The sequence below is a fragment of the Curtobacterium sp. PhB191 genome (assembly GCF_004346515.1).
In the GTDB taxonomy this organism is placed as follows: Bacteria; Actinomycetota; Actinomycetes; order Actinomycetales; family Microbacteriaceae; genus Curtobacterium.
This window is the reverse complement of the sequence record NZ_SMBV01000011.1, coordinates 106247-125110: the sequence shown is the minus strand read 5'-3', so window position 1 is coordinate 125110 and position 18864 is coordinate 106247. Positions and strand designations below refer to the sequence as shown.

Genomic DNA, 18864 nt, shown 5'->3' with positions numbered 1-18864 from the left:
GGGGCAGGGGTGGCGGAGCAGGCACGCCGGATCGACCACACGACGACGACGGCACACTCGCCGCCACTGACGATCGTCGAACCGCAACCGGTCGAGGAGCCGGCGAGCGGCCCACCGGACCCGGCGGACACCGCACGCGCCCTGGGACTGTGCGTCGCCGAAGTCCTGACCGGGGCCCGCGAGGTCGACAGCATCGCCCGCTGGATCACCGACGACGTGCACCGACACCTGCAGCAACGTGCAGCCGTGGCCGCGCACGCCCGCTCGGTGCGCCGACGGTCGCGGAGCCGAGCGGTGCTGCGGGTCGGCAGCGTGCTCGTCTGCCGACCGGCGGACGGCGTCGCCGAGGCGACCGTCGTCGTGCACACGCGCAGTCATGCACGCGCCGTGGCGATGCGGTTGGAGACGCGGGACGGGAGGTGGCGGGCGACCGCGATCGGCGTCCTGTAGGTGCCTGACGCGGACGGGAGGCCCGTGGCGGTGTCGCCACGGGCCTCCCGTCCGTCGTCGGTGCGCGTGGTGCGCTTGGTGAGCAGCAATGGTCGGGTCCCGACGCGGGACCCGACCATTGCTGCTCACGATGCGCTCGCGCGCACGCGGACTACTTCTTCGACGCCCGACGACGCTCGGCACGGTTGCCGGCCGCGGCAGCCTGGCCGGAGGCCGTGGCCGCGTTGCCGAACGCGGAGCCCTGCTCGGGCTCGGCAGCTGCCTCGGCCTCGGCCTGGGCCTGCTGCGCACGCGCCGTGGCGGCCTGCTCGAGGCGGCCCTTCTCGTCGCGCACCTCGACCTCGCCGTCGATCGACGGTGCCGAGTACTCGAGGCCGGAGACCTCGTCCTCGCCGAGACCCTTGGCCTCGATGACGGCGTTCTCGCCGTCGGACTGCACCTGGACCTCGAGGTTGAACAGGTAGCCGACCGACTCTTCGCGGATCTGGCCCATCATCGTCTGGAACAGCGCGTAGCCCTCGCGCTGGTACTCGACGAGCGGGTCACGCTGCGCCATCGCGCGGAGGCCGATGCCGTCCTTGAGGTAGTCCATCTCGTACAGGTGGTCGCGCCAGCGGCGGTCGATCACCGACAGGACGACACGACGCTCGAGCTCGCGCATCGCCTCGTCGCCGAGGAGCTCCTCACGCGTGGAGTACGCCAGCTTGGCGTCGGAGAGGATCTCGCGGCCGAGGAAGTCACGCGATGCCTTGCCCTTCGAGCCGGCCTCGGTGATGACCTCGTCGATCGAGATCGAGATCGGGTAGAGCGTGCCGAGCTCGGTCCACATGGCGTCGAGGTCCCAGTCGTCCGGCGAGCCCTCGCCGGTGTGGGTGTCGATCACGTCGTCGATGACGGCCTTGAGGAACGACTGCGCGCGGTCGTGCAGGTCGTCGCCCTCGAGGATGTGGCGGCGGTCGCTGTAGATCGCCTCGCGCTGCCGGTTCAGGACGTCGTCGTACTTCAGGACGTTCTTGCGGATCTCGGCGTTCCGGCCCTCGACCTGTGCCTGGGCGGAACGGATCGCGCGGCCGACGAGCTTGTTCTCGATCGCCAGGTCGTCCGGCACGTTCGAGCGGCCCATGAGGCTCTCGGCGGCACCGGAGTTGAACAGACGCATGAGGTCGTCGGTGAGCGACAGGTAGAAGCGGCTCTCGCCCGGGTCACCCTGACGACCGGAACGACCGCGCAGCTGGTTGTCGATGCGGCGCGACTCGTGGCGCTCGGTGCCGAGGACGTAGAGCCCACCGGCCTCGCGGACCTTGTCGCCCTCGACCTCGACCTCAGCCTTGACGCGGGCGAAGACCTCGTCCCACTCGGCTTCGTACTCGTCGGGGGTCTCGGTCGGCGACAGGCCCTTGGCGTGCATCTCCTGCACCGCCAGGAACTCGGAGTTGCCGCCGAGCATGATGTCGGTGCCTCGGCCGGCCATGTTCGTCGCGACGGTGACGGCGCCGAGGCGACCGGCCTGGGCGACGATCGCGGCTTCACGCGCGTGGTTCTTCGCGTTGAGGACCTCGTGCTTCACGCCCTTCTTGGCGAGGAGCTTCGACAGGTACTCGGACTTCTCGACGCTCGTGGTGCCGACGAGGACGGGCTGCCCCTGCTCGTGGCGCTCGGCGATGTCCTCGGCGACCTGCTCGAACTTGGACTTCTCGTTCTTGTAGACCAGGTCGGTCTGGTCGATGCGCTGCATCGGCTTGTTCGTCGGGATCGGGACCACGCCGAGCTTGTAGGTCGACATGAACTCGGCCGCTTCGGTCTCGGCGGTACCGGTCATGCCGGAGAGCTTCTGGTACAGCCGGAAGTAGTTCTGCAGCGTGACCGTGGCGAGGGTCTGGTTCTCCGCCTTGACCTCGACGTTCTCCTTCGCCTCGATCGCCTGGTGGATGCCCTCGTTGTAGCGACGGCCCATCAGGATGCGGCCGGTGTGCTCGTCGACGATGAGCACCTCGCCGTTCATCACGACGTAGTCCTTGTCGCGCTTGAACAGGGCGACGGCCTTGATGGAGTTGTTGAGGAACGAGATGAGCGGGGTGTTCGCCGACTCGTACAGGTTGTCGATGCCGAGGTAGTCCTCGACCTTCTCGATGCCGGGCTCGAGCACGCCGACGGTGCGCTTCTTCTCGTCGACCTCGTAGTCCTCGCCCGGGGTCAGGCGCTTGGCGATCGAGGCGAACTCCGTGAACCACCGGTTGGCCTCGCCCGAGGACGGGCCGGAGATGATGAGCGGCGTGCGGGCCTCGTCGATGAGGATCGAGTCGACCTCGTCGACGACGGCGAAGAAGTGGCCGCGCTGCACCATGTCGGAGGCCTGCCACGCCATGTTGTCGCGCAGGTAGTCGAAGCCGAACTCGTTGTTCGTGCCGTAGGTGATGTCCGCGGCGTACTGCTCGCGGCGCTCGGCCGGCGTCTGGTTGGCGATGATGCAGCCGGTCGTCATGCCGAGGGCGCGGAAGACGCGACCCATGATCTCGGACTGGTACGACGCCAGGTAGTCGTTGACCGTGATGACGTGGACGCCGCGCGACGGAATCGCGTTGAGGTAGGCCGCCGTCGTCGCGACGAGGGTCTTGCCCTCACCGGTCTTCATCTCGGCGATGTTGCCGAGGTGCAGGGCCGCCCCGCCCATGAGCTGCACGTCGAAGTGCCGCATGCCGAGGGTGCGCTTCGCTGCTTCCCGCACGGCGGCGAACGCCTCGGGGAGCAGGTCGTCGAGGGTCTCGCCGTTGGCGTACCGCTCGCGCAGCTCCTTCGTCTCGTCCTGGAGTTCCTCGTCGGTGAGGCTCGAGAAGTCGTCCTCGAGGTCGTTGATCGCCGAGGCATACGCCTTCAGCCGGCGGACGGTGCGTCCTTCGCCGATGCGGAGGACCTTCTCCAGCACGTTTGCCACGTGAGCTCCTTACAGGGTCGTCGTGCGCGACCTGCGCGCCCGATCGACCAGTCATGCTAGCAACCCCCCGGTGCCGTGCGCTGTGAGGGGCGTCGGTGTGGGGGCAGCGGTGTGCGCGGCCCGCGAACGGACCGCGCACACACGGGTCGGACGGTGTCCGCAGCGATCGCGTCAGGCGAGCGCGGCGGCCGGCTCGGCGTCCACCGATGCCGCGGCACCGGTCTGGTCGTCGATGCCGATCACGCCGTAGTCCCAGCCCTTGCGTCGGTAGACGACGCTCGGGCGGTGGGTCTCGGCGTCCACGAACAGGTAGAAGTCGTGTCCGACGAGCTCCATGAAGTACAGGGCGTCGTCGACGGTCATCGGGGCGGCCTCGAAGACCTTGTGCCGGATCACCACGGGGCTGTAGACCTCGTCGTCCTCGTCCTCCGGTGCGTCGGCGTCGACGACCGGGACCGCGCCGGTGGCGACGTCCTCGATGAGGCGGCCGTCAGCGGGGACCACCCCCATGCCGTCGAAGCCACTGCCGGCGGCCTCGGCCACCGAGGTCGGGCGGTGACGACCGCGGTGCACCTTGCGCCGGTCACGAGCACGACGCAGCCGTTCCATGATGCGGGCGAAGGCGAGGTCGAAGGCGGCGTACTTGTCGGACGCCGCGGACTCCGCCCGCACGAGGGGCCCGGGACCGATGAGCGTCAGCTCGATGCGGTCCTCGCCCTGGCTGCCGCCCGACTTCTCGTGGTGGCGGCTGATGCGCACCTCGAAGGCGAGCGCACGGTCAGCGAGCACGTCGATCTTCTCGGACTTCTGTTCGACGTAGGTGCGGAATCGGTCGGTGACCCCGACGTTCCGGCCTGTGATCGTCACGTCCATGTCGCGGCTCCCATCGAGCTTCGGCGCGTCGCCTCCATCCGGCGAACCCGAACGCCTTGCCGCGAGGCTAGACCCGCCGCAGGCCCCGCGTCACGGTGCGTCGGCGAGTCCGCCGGACACCCACCGGACGCACAGCGGTCACCCGGTGTTCACTGAGCCGTCAGTCCTCGACGCTCGCGACGGCCACGCACCGGACGACCCGGCCGCCCGCGGCGCGGACCGCCCGCACCCCCTCGGCCATCGTGACGCCGGTCGTCACGACGTCGTCCACGAGCACCACGTCCCGCCCGTCGACACCGCACGCCCGCAGCGTGCCGACGGTCGCGGCGACCCGCTCGATCGCCGTCCGTTCCTTCTGCCCCGGCCCCGCGCTCGCCGCTCCGCCCCGGACCCGCACCCGTCGGAGCCGCCCGGTGCCACGGAAGCCGCCGCGGGCGAGCAGCAGCACCACGGGGTCGAACCCCCGACGCCGTGCCCCCTCCCGCGACGGCGGGACCCGCAGCACGACGGTGCCCACGGGTGCCTCGGCGAGCGCGGCGCGCACGAGCGAGCCGAAGCGAGCGCCGAGCGGTCGTGCGACGTCCACCCGACCGCGGAGCTTCAGCTCGAGCAGCAGGGTCCGGACGAGTCCCTCGTACTCGAAGGCGGCGTCGAGCCGCACGCCCGCGACGAGTCGGACCCGACGCGGGCGTGCGGCCAGGGCGGTGCGGCAGGCCCGGCAGAGCGCACGGTCCGGCCGTCCGCAGCCCAGGCAGTCCACCGGCAGGAACAGGCCGAGCACCGCGAGCACCGCGTCGCGCCACGGCGTGAGCGGGTCCTCGGTGCGCATGCGACGAGTGTGGTGGCGACCGGACGGCGGTCGTGGGCCGACCGTGCGGACGGTGGACGGGCCTCCCGGCCGGGGTGGGTGTGCAGGGGTGACCGCGACGTCAGCGCTGGACGCCGAGCACGTCCGCGGTCACGCCGGTGGTGTCCCAACCGCCGCCGGTCGACTGCAGCACCGACCCGCTCGACATCCGGAGCAGCAGAGCACCACCGCTCCCGCCGCTGATCGAGGTCGCACGACCGTCCGGCTTCGGCAGGGTGCTCGACTGCCCGCCGATGGTGGTCCGGACGACGTTCGGCCCGGCCGTGGTCTGCCCGACCGAGGCCACGTCGGTGTCGTTCACCCACGTCGCCCCGACGGCGTCGCCGGTGGCCGCCTGCACCCGGACGGCCGCGCCGAACGACGTCGGGGACCGGTCGGACCCGCGGATGATCGCCATCACGTACAGGCCGGGGCCGTCGGCGGTCTGGATCAGGGCGAGTGCCCGGGTCGAGTCACGGGACACCTGGAACGACACGAGGTCGCCGCGCGGCAACGACGTCGCGACCTGGTGCGGGTCGCCGCCGAGGCCGTAGGCGGTGATCCGGCGGGTGTCCGACGACTGGCCGACCCAGACGAACCCGAGGTCGTCGATCGCGGGGGCGACGAGGTCCTCGCGGGCGTCGACGCGCAGGTGGTCGTCGCCGCGGACGACGACGGCACCGTCGCGGTTGCCGACGGCGGCCGTGGTGCCGGAGGCGGACAGCGAGATCGAGGTCGGGTCGAGGCCGGCCACGGTGTCGCCGACGCCGCCGCCGAGCTTCGAGACCTTGCCGGTGCCCGTGGCCGCGTAGCCGACCACACCGTCCTCGTCGACGAGGGGGCGGGGGTCGACGTCCGGGTTCTGCTGCGCGTTCGCCCCGCTCGAGTCCGGGACGGACAGGCTCGCGCCCTCGATGGTCATCGACACCGACGAGATCGTGGCGACCGAGGCGAGCGACTTGCTCAGCTGCTCGCGCATCCGGACGCGGTCGACGGTGCTGGCCCGCAGGGCGTCGCTGGACAGGTCGACGAGTGCCGTGCCGCTGTCGATGGTGACCGCGTTCAGGGAGAGCTGGGTGCCCTCGGGGAACGACGAGACCACGGCGCCCTTCAACCAGTCGGCGGGACCGGCCATCAGGGCGCTGGCGATGCGGGTGCTGGTGGACGAGCGGGCGAGGAACCAGCGCTCGTCGGGCACGAGGAACCGGAACGTCGGGTCGTAGAAGTACAGGGCGTGCTGCTGGAAGACGGAGTCGAAGCTCACCGGGGACAGGATGATGCCGTCCGGGGCGTAGGCGATGCGCCACTCGCCGTCCTCGCGGGTGAACTGGAACGTCAGCGTGGACGAGGTCGGGCGGACCGCCTGGGTGTACTCCCCCTCGGAGTCCACCGTCGCGCTCGCGGTGAGCGTGTACGTCAGCTCGCGGTCGTCGGCGCGCTCGACGGTGCCGCTGCCGTCGCGGATCGTGACGCCCTGCCGCGGGTTCCACTGCTGCGAGAAGTCCGAGGCGAGGAACTGCCGGGCGATGGCGTAGTTGTCCTGTGCACCGGTGGCCGCCGCGATGAACCCGCGCAGGATCGCCGTCTGGTCGGAGCCCGTGATCGGCTTGTCCGGCCGGAAGTCGACGCCGGACAGCGACTCGTCCTTGATCGTCTGCCCGGTGCGGACGGCACCGTCGACGGGGATGGCGGCGCAGGCGGTGAGCGCCAGCACGCTGACGGCCGCCAGCGCCGCGGCGACGACGTGCCGGAAGCGGGGACGGAGACGGGGGCGCATCAGGACTCCTCTCGCACGGCGCGGGGGCCGTCGTACGACTCGTCGAGCTCGGGCAGCGGGATCGCCGACGTCGCGGCGGTGACCTGTTCGTTGCGGGGCAGCGTCAGCACGAAGGTCGATCCCTGACCGGGGCGCGACCACACGTCGATCCGACCGCCGTGCAGCTTCGCGTCGCCCAGGCTGATCGCGAGCCCCAGGCCGGTGCCGCCGATGGTGCGCTTGCGGCTCGGGTCGGCGCGCCAGAACCGGTCGAACACCCGTGCTGCGTCCTCCGGCGGCATGCCGACGCCCTGGTCGCGCACCGCGATGGCGACCGTGCGGGCGTCGCTGTCGACGACGACCTGGACGGGCTTGGCGTCACCGTGCTCGATCGCGTTGCCGACCAGGTTGCGCAGGATGCGGCGGACGCGCTTGGCGTCGAGTCGCATCGTGGTGTGGCCGCCGGGCGTGGCGAGCTGCAGGTCGATGCCGGCGCGTTCGGCCAGGGGGCGGAACTCCTCGACGATGTCCGCGGCGAGCGCCGCCGGCACCGACGGCTCGGTGTCGAGCTGCACGGCCTGGGCGTCGTAGCGGGAGATCTCGAGCAGGTCGGCGAGCAGCAGCTCGAACCGCTCCACCTGGGCGTGCAGGAGCTCGGCCGATCGCCCGACCGAGGGCTCGAACGCGTGCCGCGAGTCGAAGAGCATGTCGCCGGCGAGGCGGATCGTGGTGAGCGGGGTGCGGAGCTCGTGGGACACGTCGGACACGAACCGCTGCTGCACGCGGGAGAGCTCGGCGAGCTGGGTGATCTGGCGGCTCACCGCCTCAGCCATGCCGTTGAAGCTGCGCGCGAGGGTCGCCAGGTCGTCCTGGCCGCGCACCGGGATGCGTTCGTCGAGGCGTCCGGCGGCGATCTTGCGGCTCGTCTCCGCCGCCTCGCGGATCGGGACGACGACCAACCGCACCACGAGCGACGTCACCAGGGCGATGAGCACCATGAGCGCGACGCCGCCGATCGAGAGCGTCTGCGACACGAAGTCGAGGGTCTGCTGGGCATCGGACAGGTCGTAGACCAGGTACAGCTCGTACTGGCCGGCGCTCGGGATCTGCAGCGTCGAGCCGACGGCCAGCCCGGGCACGCGGCGGCCGTCGTCGTCGAGCTGCACCGGCTGCAGGCTGAGCTTGCCGGTGTTCGCGCCGACCTCCTTGCGCAGGGCGTCCGTGATGACGGCGTCCGGGAAGTCCTGGCTCGCGATGGTCTGCAGCGTCTGCGGGGTGGACTGGTCCGGGCTCCGCTCGATCGCGATGCTCGTGCCGCCGGGGCTCGTCGTGTTCGACAGGATCGCCTGCTGCGCCTCGTTCTGCAGCGTCTCGAGCTCGGACTGGTTGTTGTCCTCGGCCGCGGTGGCGGCATCGAAGATCCCCTGCGCGACGATGGTCGCGCGGGCCGACTCGGACTCGATCTGGTCGCGGCGCTGCGAGTAGACGTTCGTCGAGATGCTCACCATGACGGCGGTGCCGATGATCCCGACCGCCAGTCCGGTCGTCATCACGGTGATGGCGACCGAGCGGAACATCAGGGACCGACGCCACACGTAGGCGACGGGCCGCCAGCCACGGCGGACCCAGCGGCGCATCCGTCGTCGGCCGCGGCCGACCACGCCGATCGACACGGTGGCCGTGCCGGGGGCGGCACCGGCTGCCGTGCCGGGAGCGGTGCCGGCGGGCGGGGCGGGCGGCACGGTGGTCAGGCTCCTCCGGCCCGGTACCCGACGCCGCGGACCGTGGTGACGGTCTTCGGGTTGTCCGGGTCGTGCTCGATCTTCGCGCGCAGGCGCTGGACGTGCACGTTCACCAGGCGGGTGTCGGCCTTGTAGTGGTAGCCCCAGACCTGCTCGAGCAGCATCTCGCGGGTGAAGACCTGGTTCGGCTTCTCGGCGAGCGCGCGGAGCAGGTCGAACTCGAGCGGAGTGAGCGCGATGACGGTGTCACCGCGGCGGACCTCGTGCCCGGCGACGTCGACCGTGACGTCACCGACGTGCAGGACCGTGGCGTCAGTGGCGCTCGGCCGCAGCCGCGTGCGGATGCGGGCGACGAGCTCCTTCGGGTTGAACGGCTTGACGACGTAGTCGTCGGCACCGTTCTCGAGGCCGAGGACGACGTCGGCGGTGTCGCTCTTGGCGGTGAGCATGATGATCGGCGTACCGCTCTCGGCACGGATGCGCTTGCAGACCTCGATGCCGTCGATGCCCGGGAGCATCACGTCGAGCAGGACGAGGTCCGGCTTCGTGCTGTGGAACGCGTCGACGGCGTCGTTGCCGTCAGCGCTGAACTCGGGTTCGTAGCCCTCCGAGCGGAGGACGATGCCGATCATCTCGGCGAGGGCCTGGTCGTCGTCGACGACGAGGATGCGCGGTGTCATGTGATGTGGACTCCGTGTGGCGTGCGGGTGGTGCCGGGTCGGCACGTGTCCCCACACGATAGCCGAGGCCCCGTCACGCGGCGTTTTCCGCCAGGATGGACGTGGACCGCGCGTCGCAGCGCGGACCGACACGACGAAGGGGGCCGAGGTCATGTCCGATTGGCAGACGCCTGGCGGTGGTCAGCAGGGCGCCGGGCAGCAGGGTGCGTGGCAGGGACAGCCGGGAGGCCCGCCCCGCTTCTCCGCGCCGCCGCCGCCCGCCCCGGGGCCGGGTCGACCCCCCGGCGGTCGTGCGCCGTCCGGCTCGCGTCCGGTGATGCCCCTGCGGCCGCTCGGGTTCGGTGACGTGCTCGGCGGCGCCTTCACGGTCTTCCGCCGCAACGCCCGCGTCCTGCTGCTCTGGAGCGTGCTGCTGAGCGGCGTGCTCGGGCTGCTCTCCACCCTCATCAGCACGTTCGGCCAGCAGGCGCTGCAGTCGCGGATGATGACGGCGTTCGACGGCAGCGGTGGTGGCGACACGATCGTCGCGGGCTCGGTGACGCTGTGGATCCTGCTGACGATCGGCCTGCCGTTCCTGGCGTACCTCGGTCGCGGCTTCCTGGTCGCACCGGTCGCCGCGGACACCGGCCAGCGGGTGCTCGGCCGTCGCGCGACCTTCCGGGGTCTCTGGGCGTTGCTCGCCGGGCGGCGGTGGCCGGTCGTCGGGTGGATGTTCGTGCAGATCGGCGCGGGGCTCGTCGTCGGGATCATCGTCGCGGTGGTGTTCGTCGGGTTCTTCGCGGCACTCGGTGCCGGGGACGCCGGCGCCGGGTGGTTCGTCCTGGCGGTCTTCGTGATGGTCCTCGGCTTCGGCGTCGTGCTGACGTGGCTCGGCATCCGCTTCGCCTTCACCGTGCCGACCATCGCGCTCGAGGGCCGACCGGTCTTCGCCGCCGCCGCGCAGTCGTGGCGGCTGACCCGCGGTGCGTTCTGGCGGACCTTCGGCATCCTGCTGCTCGTGCAGGTGATGTTCGGGGTCGCGGCGTCGATCGCCACGGCGCCGCTCACCATCGGGGCCGTGCTCGTCGGCGGCGTGTTCGACCCGCTCGGGCAGACCGACGCGTCCTCGGGCATCGGTGCGGGCGCCCTCGTCCTGATCGTCATCGGCAGCCTGCTCGCGATCGCGGTGCAGTGCGTCACCGACGTGCTGAGCGCGGCGGTCGTCACCTTCCTCACCGTCGACCGGCGGATCCGGACCGAGGCCCTCGACCAGCGCATCGCGTCGCACCTCGACACCGGGCAGCCGGCCGACCCGTTCGCACCGTCCGCACCGGTCGCCCGACCGCCGTGGCCGCCGCAGCAGTGGGCCGGGCAGCAGCAGCCCTGGGCCCAGCAGCAGCCGTGGGCCCAGCAGCAGCCGCAGCAGTGGCCCGGGCAGCCCCCGCAGGCGTGGCCCGGACAGCAGCAGGCACAGCAGCCCTGGCCCGGTCAGCAGCAACCGTGGCCGCAACACCCGCCGCAGCAGGGGCAGCACCGCCCGCCGGACGGGACCGCATGACCGAGGTCGACCCCGACGAGGCCCGCCGTCTGCTCGAACGCGAACTCGACCGGCCCGCGTACGACGGCGCGCACGTGACGTGGTGGGACCGGGCGTCACGGACGTTCCTGGACTGGCTCGGGTCGCTCCGTGCCGACGGACTCGACTCCCCCGTCGCGGCCCGCACGGCCCTGGTGATCGCGATCGTGGTGCTCGTCGCCGTCGTCGTGCTCGTCGTCGTGGCCCGCGGGCTCCCCCGACGTCGTGCACGCAGCGGCGCGGACGACGCCGGCGGGGTGTTCGACGACGACGACCTCCGGTCCGCCCGGGAACTGCTCGACGCCGCACAGTCCGCGATCCGCCGGGGCGACTGGTCGGCCGCGGTCCTCGACGGCTTCCGTGCGACGGCCCGCGGCCTCGGCGAGCGCGACCTGGTCCCGGACGTCCCCGGGGCCACCGCACGCACCATCGCCGCCCGCGCAGCCGTGCCCTTCCCCGCCGAGGCCCCGGCGCTCGACGACGCCGCGACGGCCTTCGACGCCGTCCGCTACCTCGGGCTCGACGCCGACGAGGCCACCGCTCGCCGGGTCCTCGACACCGAGCGTGCCGTGCGCCAGGCTCGTCCGGCCAGGTCCTCGGGGCCGGTGGTACCGGCATGACCGCCAGCACTGCCACCGCCGCCGCGCCGCGCACGGGTGCGCCGTCGCCGGACCAGCCAGAGGGCCGCCGGCTCCGGTTCGGATTCTGGGTCGCGATCGTGCTCGTCGGGCTCGTGCTCGCCGTGCTCACCGCCGTGGTGCAGGGCGCCGAGGGACCGGACCGCCGGCCGCTCGACCCCACCTCGACCACCGCGAGCGGATCGGCGGCGCTGGTCCGTGTCCTGGAGCAGCGTGGCACCTCCGTCCGGGTGACCGACCGGGCCGACGGGATCGACGGTGGCACGGTGTTCGTCGACGACTCCGACGGCGTCCTCGACCCAGGCGTCGCCGAGCGCATCGCCCGGACCGCCGACCACGTGGTCCTGGTGGGCGTCTACTCCACGCCGTTCACGTCGTTCGGCCTCGACGTCACCACGGCCACCGCGCCCGAGGGCGACGACACCGTGTCCACCGCGTCCTGCGCGATCCCGGCCGCCGCGTCGGCTGCGCGGGTGTCCACCGCCGGGTACGGCTACATGGTCGACGACCCCGACGCGGACCGCTGCGCGCCGTCCGGCAGCGGCGACGACCGAGCCTGGGGACTCGTCCGCACGGCGACGCCCGGCGGCGACGTCACCCTCGTCGGCACCACGTCGGCGTTCCGCAACGACACGATCACGACCGCCGGGAACGCCGCACTCGCCCTCGGCCTGCTCGGCTCGGACGACCGCCTCACCTGGTACACGCCGACCGTCGGCGCCCCCGACGCCGCCCCGACCCTCGGCGAGCTCGCACCACCGTGGGTGCCGAGCGGCCTCGCGCTGCTCGCCCTGGTGGCCGTCGCCGCCGCGGTGTGGCGGGGCCGACGTCTCGGGCCGCTCGTCGTCGAACGGATGCCCGTCGTGGTCCGCGCCGCCGAGACCACCGAGGGCCGTGCCCGGATGTACGCCCGCACCCACGACCGCACCCACGCCCTGGACACCCTCCGCGTCGCCGCGGTGCGCCGGATCGGCCGGCTGCTCGGACTCCCCCGGTCCGCGCACGTCGACGACGTCGTCCGCGCAGCGGCCCGCGCCACCGGCATCCCGCACGACCGCGTCGGCGCCGTCCTCGTCGGCGGTCCGACCTCCGACGACCGCGCCCTCGTCGACGGCACGAGGGCACTCGACGACCTCGAACGGGCCGTCCGACGATCCACCTCGGGCGACCGTCCCAGCACCGACCACGACCGACCAGGAGCACGACCGTGACCGACCTGCCAGCTGCCCCCGACCAACACGTCCCCGCACCGGGCGACCGCGCCCCGCACGACCGGAACCAGCACGACCCCGGGCTCCGCGACGCCTTCGGGCGGGTCCGGGCCGAGGTCGCCAAGGCCGTCGTCGGGCAGGAGGGCGCGGTGTCCGGCATGATCGTCGGACTCCTGGCGCAGGGGCACGTGCTGCTCGAGGGCGTGCCCGGCGTCGCCAAGACCCTGCTCGTCCGCAGCCTGGCCGCCGCGATGTCCCTCGACACGAAGCGGATCCAGTTCACGCCGGACCTGATGCCCGGCGACGTGACCGGTTCGCTCGTGTACGACGCCTCCACCGGCACGTTCCCGTTCCGCGAGGGCCCCGTCTTCACGAACGTGCTGCTCGCCGACGAGGTGAACCGCACGCCCCCGAAGACCCAGTCCGCCCTGCTCGAGGCGATGGAGGAACGCCAGGTCAGCGTGGACGGCGACGCCCGGCTGCTGCCCGACCCGTTCTTCGTCGCCGCGACCATGAACCCGATCGAGTTCGAGGGCACGTACACGCTCCCCGAGGCGCAGCTCGACCGCTTCCTGGTGAAGCTGACGCTCGACATCCCGCCGCGCGACGTCGAGTGGCAGGTCCTCCGCCGGCACGCCGACGGCTTCGTGCCGCGGGACGTCCGGTCGGCGGGCATCACCCCCGTGGTCGGCGTCGACGAGGTCCTCGCCGCGCAGCGCGCCGTCCGGGCCGTCGGTGCTCGTGACGACGTGCTGGCGTACATCGTCGACCTCGCCCGTGCCACCCGTCAGGCACCGTCCGTCCGCGTCGGGGTCAGCCCGCGCGGTGCGACGGCCCTGCTCGCCGCCGCGAAGGCCTGGGCGTGGCTCACCGGCTACGACGCCATCACGCCCGACCACGTGCAGGCGATGGCCCTGCCGGTCTGGCGGCACCGGCTCCGGGTGGCCGCCGACGCCGAGCTCGAGGGCGTCGGCGCAGACGGGGTGCTCCAGCAGGTGCTCGAGCAGGTGCGGGTGCCGATCTAGTGGCGGTCTCCGGCCGGTTCGTCGCGCTGCTCGCCGTCGCCGTCGTGCCCACCGTGCTGCTCGCCAGCGGGTGGGCCGGCCTGGCGTGGGTCGTCGTCGTGCTGCTCGCCGCGGCCCTCGACGTCCTGCTCGCCGCCGACCTGGCACGCGTGCGGGTCGAACGGCGGATGCCGCGACTGGCCCGCCGGGACAGCACCGCCGACGGCACGCTCGTGCTCGCGAACGACGGCGGGCGGGTGCTCCGGGGCATCGTCCGCGACATGTGGGAGCCCTCGGCCGGACACCGGCCGCGCCGGGTCCGGATGACGGTGCCCGCGGGCGAACGACGGACCGCCCGCATGCGGTTCACCCCGTTCCGCCGCGGTCGACGCCGCACGGCCGGCGTCGCGGTCCGGGCGTTCGGTCCGCTCGGTCTCGCCGCCCGGCAGCGGGTCGTCACGGCGCCGGGCGAACTCGTCGTCACCCCGCCGTTCCGCTCGCGACGGCACCTGCCGTCACGGCTGGCCCGGTTGCGCGAACTCGACGGCGAGACCACCCTGCAGCTCCGCGGCCACGGCACCGAGTTCGACTCGCTGCGCGACTACGTCCGGGGCGACGACGTCCGCTCCATCGACTGGCGAGCGACCGCCCGACGGCAGGACCTCGTGGTCCGCACCTGGCGCCCGGAGCGCGACCGTCGGGTCGTGGTCGTCGTCGACGCCGGACGCGCCGGCGCCGGCAGGGTCGCGGACGAACCGCGCCTCGACACCTTCATCGAGTCCGCACTGCTCCTCGGTGCCCTGGCCGCGGCCGCCGGCGACCGGGTCGACCTGGCGGTCCTCGACGACACCGTCCACGACCGTGTGCACGGGGCGACCCGCACCGACGTGGTCCAGCGCTTCGGGGAGGCCCTCGCGATGGCGGAACCCGGGCTCGCCGCCACCGACTGGTCTGCCGTGCCGGCGCTCGTCGACTCGATCACGACCTCGCGGGCGCTCGTCGTGCTGGCGTCGAGCCTCGACTCGGTCGGTGCCTCCGGCGACCTGCTGGCGGTGCTGCCGCGGCTCACCCGGCGGCACGCCGTCGTGGTGACGAGCATCGAGGACCCGGCGGTGCAGCGGACCGCACGCGGCGGGGTGGACCCGGCCACGACGATCCGCACCGCGCGGGGCGGACGCGTGCCGGGCCTCCCCACCGGCGCGGAGCACGACGTGTACCGGCGGGCCGCCGCCGAACGCACCCTGCTCGATGCCGACGGCGTCGCCGACGTCGCACGCCGGAGCGGCGCCGAGGTCGTCCGTGGCGCACCCGAGGACGTCCCACCGCTCGTGGCCGACGCCTACCTGCGCGCGAAGGCGACCGGCCGGCTCTGAAACCGGGCGGACGCTACCCGGCGACCAGGGCGGAGGTGCCGCGCTCGAACTCGTCGAGGTCGCCGCGCTCCCCGGCCCGGTACGCGCGACCGCCGAGCACCCACTGGTACGCCAGGACCGCAGCGAGGGCGATCGTCCCGATGCCGATCTTGACCGGCCACGGCCAGTCCTGACGGGTGACGATGCCCTCGACCAGGCCGGACAGCAGCAGCGTCAGCGTCAGGCCGACCGCGATCGTGATGAGGGCTCGGCCGTCCTCGGCGAGGGCCTGCGCACGGGTCCGGTGCGGTCCCGGAGCGACCCACGACCAGAAGATCATCAGGCCCGCCCCGCCGGCGAGGAAGACCGAGTACAGCTCGAGCTGGCCGTGCGGGGCGATGTAGAGGAAGAAGTCGGCCAGGCGGCCCTGCGAGTGCATGATCGCCGCGGAGACCCCGAGCCCGACGGCGTTCTGCATGATCGAGAACGGCACGAAGACGCCCGTGATGCCGAACGCGACCATGGTGGCCGCGATGTAGGCGTTGTTCGTCCACACCTGGGCCGTGAACGCACCGAGACCGTGGTCGGAGTAGTAGTCGACGAAGTCCTGCGTGGCGTACTGGCGGAGCGCCTCCGGCGTGCCGAAGGTCGCCGTCGCCCCCGGTGTCGTCGTGATCCAGACGGCCACGATCGCGCCGATCGCGACGGTGGCCAGCGCCACCCAGATCGTCACCCAGCGGATCCGGTACAGCGCCGCGGGCAGCTGCCGGGTGAAGAACAGGGCGACCGCGGTGAGCGGGTCGACCGGGGTGCCGGTGAAGCGCAGGCGGGCGCGGTACAGGGTGAGGGACAGCCGGTCGCCGGTCGCGGTGCGGGGTGCGGCACCCCGGATGCGGGCGAGGTCCGTCGCGGCGGCCTGGTAGCCGGAGACGAGCTGGTCGACGTCGGCACCGGTGGTGTGCCGGGCGCGCGCGAGGCGGTCGAGCTCCTGCCACCGGTCGCGGTGCACCTCGGCGTAGGCGTCCAGGTCCACGTGTTCCCCCTCGTGTCGGCCGACTTCCGACAGAATGATCCCATGTCGAAGCCCCGCACGCCGCGCGACCTCGCCGATGCCCGGTTCTCGCTCGCCCTGGACGAGACCGCCGACGAGCTCGTGGTCGGCGAGGCGGTCGCGCTCGACGTGCAGCCGGCCGGACTCGTCCTGCGGTTGGCGTCGGCGCTCCTCGACGGGGTGTGCCTGCTCGTCCTGTACCTGCTGCTCATGTTCGGGGTGTCCCGGCTGTGGCCGAGCGGCCTCGACGAGGCGTGGGGCGCCGCGCTGAGCATCGCCCTGTTCGTCGCCGTGCTCGTGCTGGTGCCGGCCGCCGTCGAGACGGTCACCCGGGGCCGCAGCGTCGGCCGGTACGCCGTCGGCACGCGGGTCGTCCGGGTCGACGGCGGTGCGATCGGGTTCCGGCACGCCTTCACCCGCGCACTCGTCGGGCTGTTCGAGCTGTGGATGACGTTCGGGTCGGTGGCGCTGCTCGTGGCGTTGTTCGGCAGTCGTCCGCGGCGCCTCGGGGACCTGCTCGCCGGCACCGTCGTGCAGCACGAGCGGCTGCCGAAGCAGCGCGACCCCCAGGTGGTGCTGCCACCCGAGCTGACGGCCTGGGCCACGGTCGCGGACGTCTCGGCGCTGCCGCAGCGGCTCGAGAACCGGCTCGGCGCGTTCTTCCGCGGGGCCGCCGTGATACGCCCCGAACTCCGGGAGTCCGCCGCCCGCGCGCTGGCCGCGGACATCGCACCCTTCGCCCACCCGGTGCCGCCGGTGCCTGCCGAGGTGTTCCTCGCCGGGGTCGTCGTGCTGCGCCGTGGGCGGGACGTGCAGGCGCTGCGCTCCCGCGTCGGGTTGCTCACCGAGGCGGGAGCGTCGGCGTCGGCGCGGCCCCCGGGCTTCCCGCGCTAGCGCGGTGCGCCCCGGCTCAGTACCGGTAGTGCTCGGGCTTGAAGGGGCCCTCGACCGGCACGCCGATGTAGGCCGCCTGCTCCGGGCGCAGCGTCGTCAACGCCACCCCGAGGGCACCGAGGTGCAGGCGCGCAACCTTCTCGTCCAGGTGCTTCGGCAGCACGTAGACCCCGGTCGGGTACTCGTCATGACGGGTGTGCAGCTCGATCTGCGCCAGGACCTGGTTCGTGAACGAGTTGCTCATCACGAACGACGGGTGCCCGGTGGCGTTGCCGAGGTTCATCAGTCGCCCCTCGGACAGCACCAGGATCGAGCGGCCGGTCGGCAGGCGCCACTCGTGCACCTGCGGCTTGATCTCGACCTTCTCCACACCCGGCAGGGACTCGAGCCCGGCCATGTCGATCTCGTTGTCGAAGTGGCCGACGTTGGCGACGATCGCCAGGTGCTTCAGCCCGAGCATCTCGTCGACACCCACGACGCCGAGGTTGCCCGTGCACGTGATGACCATGTCGACGGTCTCGATGACATCGGCCAGACGGGCCACCTGGTAGCCGTCCATCGCGGCCTGCAGCGCGCAGATCGGGTCGACCTCGCTGACGATGACCCGGGCGCCCTGGCCACGCAGTGCCTCTGCCGCACCCTTGCCGACGTCGCCGTAGCCGACCACGAACGCGACCTTGCCGCCCATCAGGACGTCGGTCGCGCGGTTCAGACCGTCGGGCAGGGAGTGGCGGATGCCGTACTTGTTGTCGAACTTCGACTTCGTCACGGAGTCGTTCACGTTGATCGCGGGGAACCGCAGCTGTCCGTTGCGCGACAGCTCGTACAGGCGGTGCACGCCCGTGGTGGTCTCCTCGGTGACGCCCTCGATGTCCGCGGCGATGCGGGTCCAGCGGTCGGACGACGTCTCGAGCGACGCCGCGACGGTGTCGAGCACGATCTTCCACTCGGCACTCGCGTCGGCCCCGGCGACCGGCGCAGCACCAGCGGCTTCGGCGTCGGCTCCGGTGTGCACGAGCATGGTGGCGTCACCGCCGTCGTCCAGGATCAGGTTCGGACCGGCCCAGTCGGCTCCGACGGCGGCGGCCTCGGCGGTCCAGTCGAAGATGCGGCTGGTGCACCACCAGTACTCCTCGAGCGTCTCGCCCTTCCACGCGAACACGGGGACGCCGGCGGGCGCGTCCGGCGTGCCGGTGGGCCCGACCGCGATCGCCGCGGCGGCTTCGTCCTGCGTGGAGAAGATGTTGCAGCTCGCCCACCGCACCTGCGCACCGAGGGCGACGAGCGTCTCGATCAGGACGGCCGTCTGCACCGTCATGTGCAGCGAACCGGCGATGCGCGCGCCGGCCAGCGGCTGCGACGCACCGAACTCCTCGCGCAGGGCCATCAGGCCCGGCATCTCGTTCTCGGCGAGGCGGATCTGGTGGCGGCCCGCCTCGGCGAGCGAGAGGTCGGCGACGCGGTACGGTGCTGCGGTCTGGGCTTCGGTGGGCATGCCCATCAGTCTTCCATGCCGGGAGGCGCGGGTCCCCAGCCGACGTCGGTCACGTTCCACGGGCCTCCCGTCCACCACCGCTGGTGCGTCGCGGACGCGAGCCGTCAGTCGGTCTCGCGCTGCAGCGGCTCGCGCCGCACCACGTGCCAGCCGCGCGGGACGCGCAGGCCGGCCGCGTGCCGGGCGCAGAGGTCGTAGCCGTGCGGTTCGACCCGCGTGGAGAGCGGCCCGACGACGACCATGGAGTCCCCGTAGTCGTAGGTCAGGGTCGCCGAAGCGCTCGCGGCGCACGCGACCTTGCTGCAGATCCTCACGTCCATGTCGTCAGGGAGCCTAGCGGAGCGCGCACGAGCGACCGGAGCGACCGGGAGTGACGACGGCACG

16 protein-coding genes are annotated in these 18864 nt (G+C 72.6%); 7 read left to right on the top strand and 9 right to left on the bottom strand.

What is annotated here, in order from left to right; translation table 11 throughout:
* Positions 1-9: 9 nt before the first annotated feature.
* Positions 10-450 carry an Rv3235 family protein gene (locus EDF48_RS17010; protein WP_123938738.1) on the top strand — a complete coding sequence of 147 codons (441 nt, stop codon included), beginning with the start codon at positions 10-12 and terminating at the stop codon, positions 448-450.
* Between the two features lie 151 nt (positions 451-601).
* Here EDF48_RS17010 and secA read toward each other — a convergent pair whose 3' ends face one another.
* The 6 genes from secA to mtrA all read right to left on the bottom strand — a co-directional run bounded on the left by secA (position 602) and on the right by mtrA (position 9280).
* Positions 602-3382, bottom strand: a complete 2781-nt coding sequence (gene secA, locus EDF48_RS17005) for a preprotein translocase subunit SecA (RefSeq protein ID WP_131881463.1) — start codon at positions 3380-3382, stop codon at positions 602-604.
* Positions 3383-3553: 171 nt separating this feature from the next.
* Positions 3554-4255 (bottom strand): ribosome-associated translation inhibitor RaiA, encoded by a 702-nt coding sequence (gene raiA, locus EDF48_RS17000; RefSeq protein ID WP_123338985.1) that lies wholly within the window; start codon positions 4253-4255, stop codon positions 3554-3556.
* A gap of 160 nt (positions 4256-4415) precedes the next feature.
* Positions 4416-5084, bottom strand: a complete 669-nt coding sequence (locus tag EDF48_RS16995) for a phosphoribosyltransferase family protein (protein ID WP_131881461.1) — start codon at positions 5082-5084, stop codon at positions 4416-4418.
* A 100-nt stretch (positions 5085-5184) separates the two neighbouring features.
* Entirely contained in the window at positions 5185-6879 is a 1695-nt protein-coding gene (locus EDF48_RS16990; RefSeq protein WP_123292247.1) for a GerMN domain-containing protein, read from the bottom strand.
* Positions 6879-8600 carry an MtrAB system histidine kinase MtrB gene (gene mtrB, locus EDF48_RS16985; RefSeq protein ID WP_243692441.1) on the bottom strand — a complete coding sequence of 574 codons (1722 nt, stop codon included), beginning with the start codon at positions 8598-8600 and terminating at the stop codon, positions 6879-6881. The genes EDF48_RS16990 and mtrB overlap by 1 nt, the downstream gene beginning before the upstream one ends.
* 5 nt (positions 8601-8605) lie before the next feature.
* The gene (mtrA, locus tag EDF48_RS16980; RefSeq protein WP_123292246.1) at positions 8606-9280 is read right to left on the bottom strand and encodes an MtrAB system response regulator MtrA; all 675 of its coding nucleotides are present in this window, start codon (positions 9278-9280) and stop codon (positions 8606-8608) included.
* A 316-nt stretch (positions 9281-9596) separates the two neighbouring features.
* Here mtrA and EDF48_RS16975 point away from each other — a divergent pair, with 316 nt between their 5' ends.
* Genes EDF48_RS16975 through EDF48_RS16955 form a run of 5 tightly spaced genes read left to right on the top strand, consistent with a single transcriptional unit; the run spans position 9597 to position 15061 of the window.
* Positions 9597-10817 (top strand): glycerophosphoryl diester phosphodiesterase membrane domain-containing protein, encoded by a 1221-nt coding sequence (locus EDF48_RS16975; RefSeq protein WP_165932446.1) that lies wholly within the window; start codon positions 9597-9599, stop codon positions 10815-10817.
* Entirely contained in the window at positions 10814-11455 is a 642-nt protein-coding gene (locus EDF48_RS16970; protein ID WP_131881457.1) for a DUF4129 domain-containing protein, read from the top strand. Before EDF48_RS16975 ends, EDF48_RS16970 begins: the two co-directional genes overlap by 4 nt.
* Positions 11452-12684: a DUF4350 domain-containing protein gene (locus tag EDF48_RS16965; RefSeq protein ID WP_131881455.1), complete on the top strand. Its 1233-nt coding sequence runs from the start codon at positions 11452-11454 to the stop codon at positions 12682-12684. Before EDF48_RS16970 ends, EDF48_RS16965 begins: the two co-directional genes overlap by 4 nt.
* A complete protein-coding gene (locus EDF48_RS16960; RefSeq protein WP_131845592.1) occupies positions 12681-13709 on the top strand; it encodes a MoxR family ATPase in 1029 nt (342 codons plus the stop codon). The genes EDF48_RS16965 and EDF48_RS16960 overlap by 4 nt, the downstream gene beginning before the upstream one ends.
* A complete protein-coding gene (locus EDF48_RS16955; RefSeq protein WP_131881453.1) occupies positions 13709-15061 on the top strand; it encodes a DUF58 domain-containing protein in 1353 nt (450 codons plus the stop codon). Before EDF48_RS16960 ends, EDF48_RS16955 begins: the two co-directional genes overlap by 1 nt.
* A gap of 13 nt (positions 15062-15074) precedes the next feature.
* Here the strand turns inward: EDF48_RS16955 and EDF48_RS16950 are convergent, their stop codons facing one another.
* Positions 15075-16073 carry a stage II sporulation protein M gene (locus EDF48_RS16950; protein WP_111085975.1) on the bottom strand — a complete coding sequence of 333 codons (999 nt, stop codon included), beginning with the start codon at positions 16071-16073 and terminating at the stop codon, positions 15075-15077.
* A gap of 42 nt (positions 16074-16115) precedes the next feature.
* On the opposite strand from EDF48_RS16950, the gene EDF48_RS16945 reads away from it, so the two are divergent.
* Entirely contained in the window at positions 16116-16985 is an 870-nt protein-coding gene (locus EDF48_RS16945) for an RDD family protein (RefSeq protein WP_131881451.1), read from the top strand.
* Between the two features lie 16 nt (positions 16986-17001).
* Here EDF48_RS16945 and ahcY read toward each other — a convergent pair whose 3' ends face one another.
* Together ahcY and EDF48_RS16935 are read right to left on the bottom strand one after the other, a co-directional pair.
* Positions 17002-18480 carry an adenosylhomocysteinase gene (gene ahcY / locus EDF48_RS16940; RefSeq protein WP_131881449.1) on the bottom strand — a complete coding sequence of 493 codons (1479 nt, stop codon included), beginning with the start codon at positions 18478-18480 and terminating at the stop codon, positions 17002-17004.
* Positions 18481-18584: 104 nt separating this feature from the next.
* Complete coding sequence (locus EDF48_RS16935) at positions 18585-18800, bottom strand: DUF3499 family protein (RefSeq protein ID WP_131881447.1); 216 nt, start codon at positions 18798-18800, stop codon at positions 18585-18587.
* Positions 18801-18864: the final 64 nt, after the last annotated feature.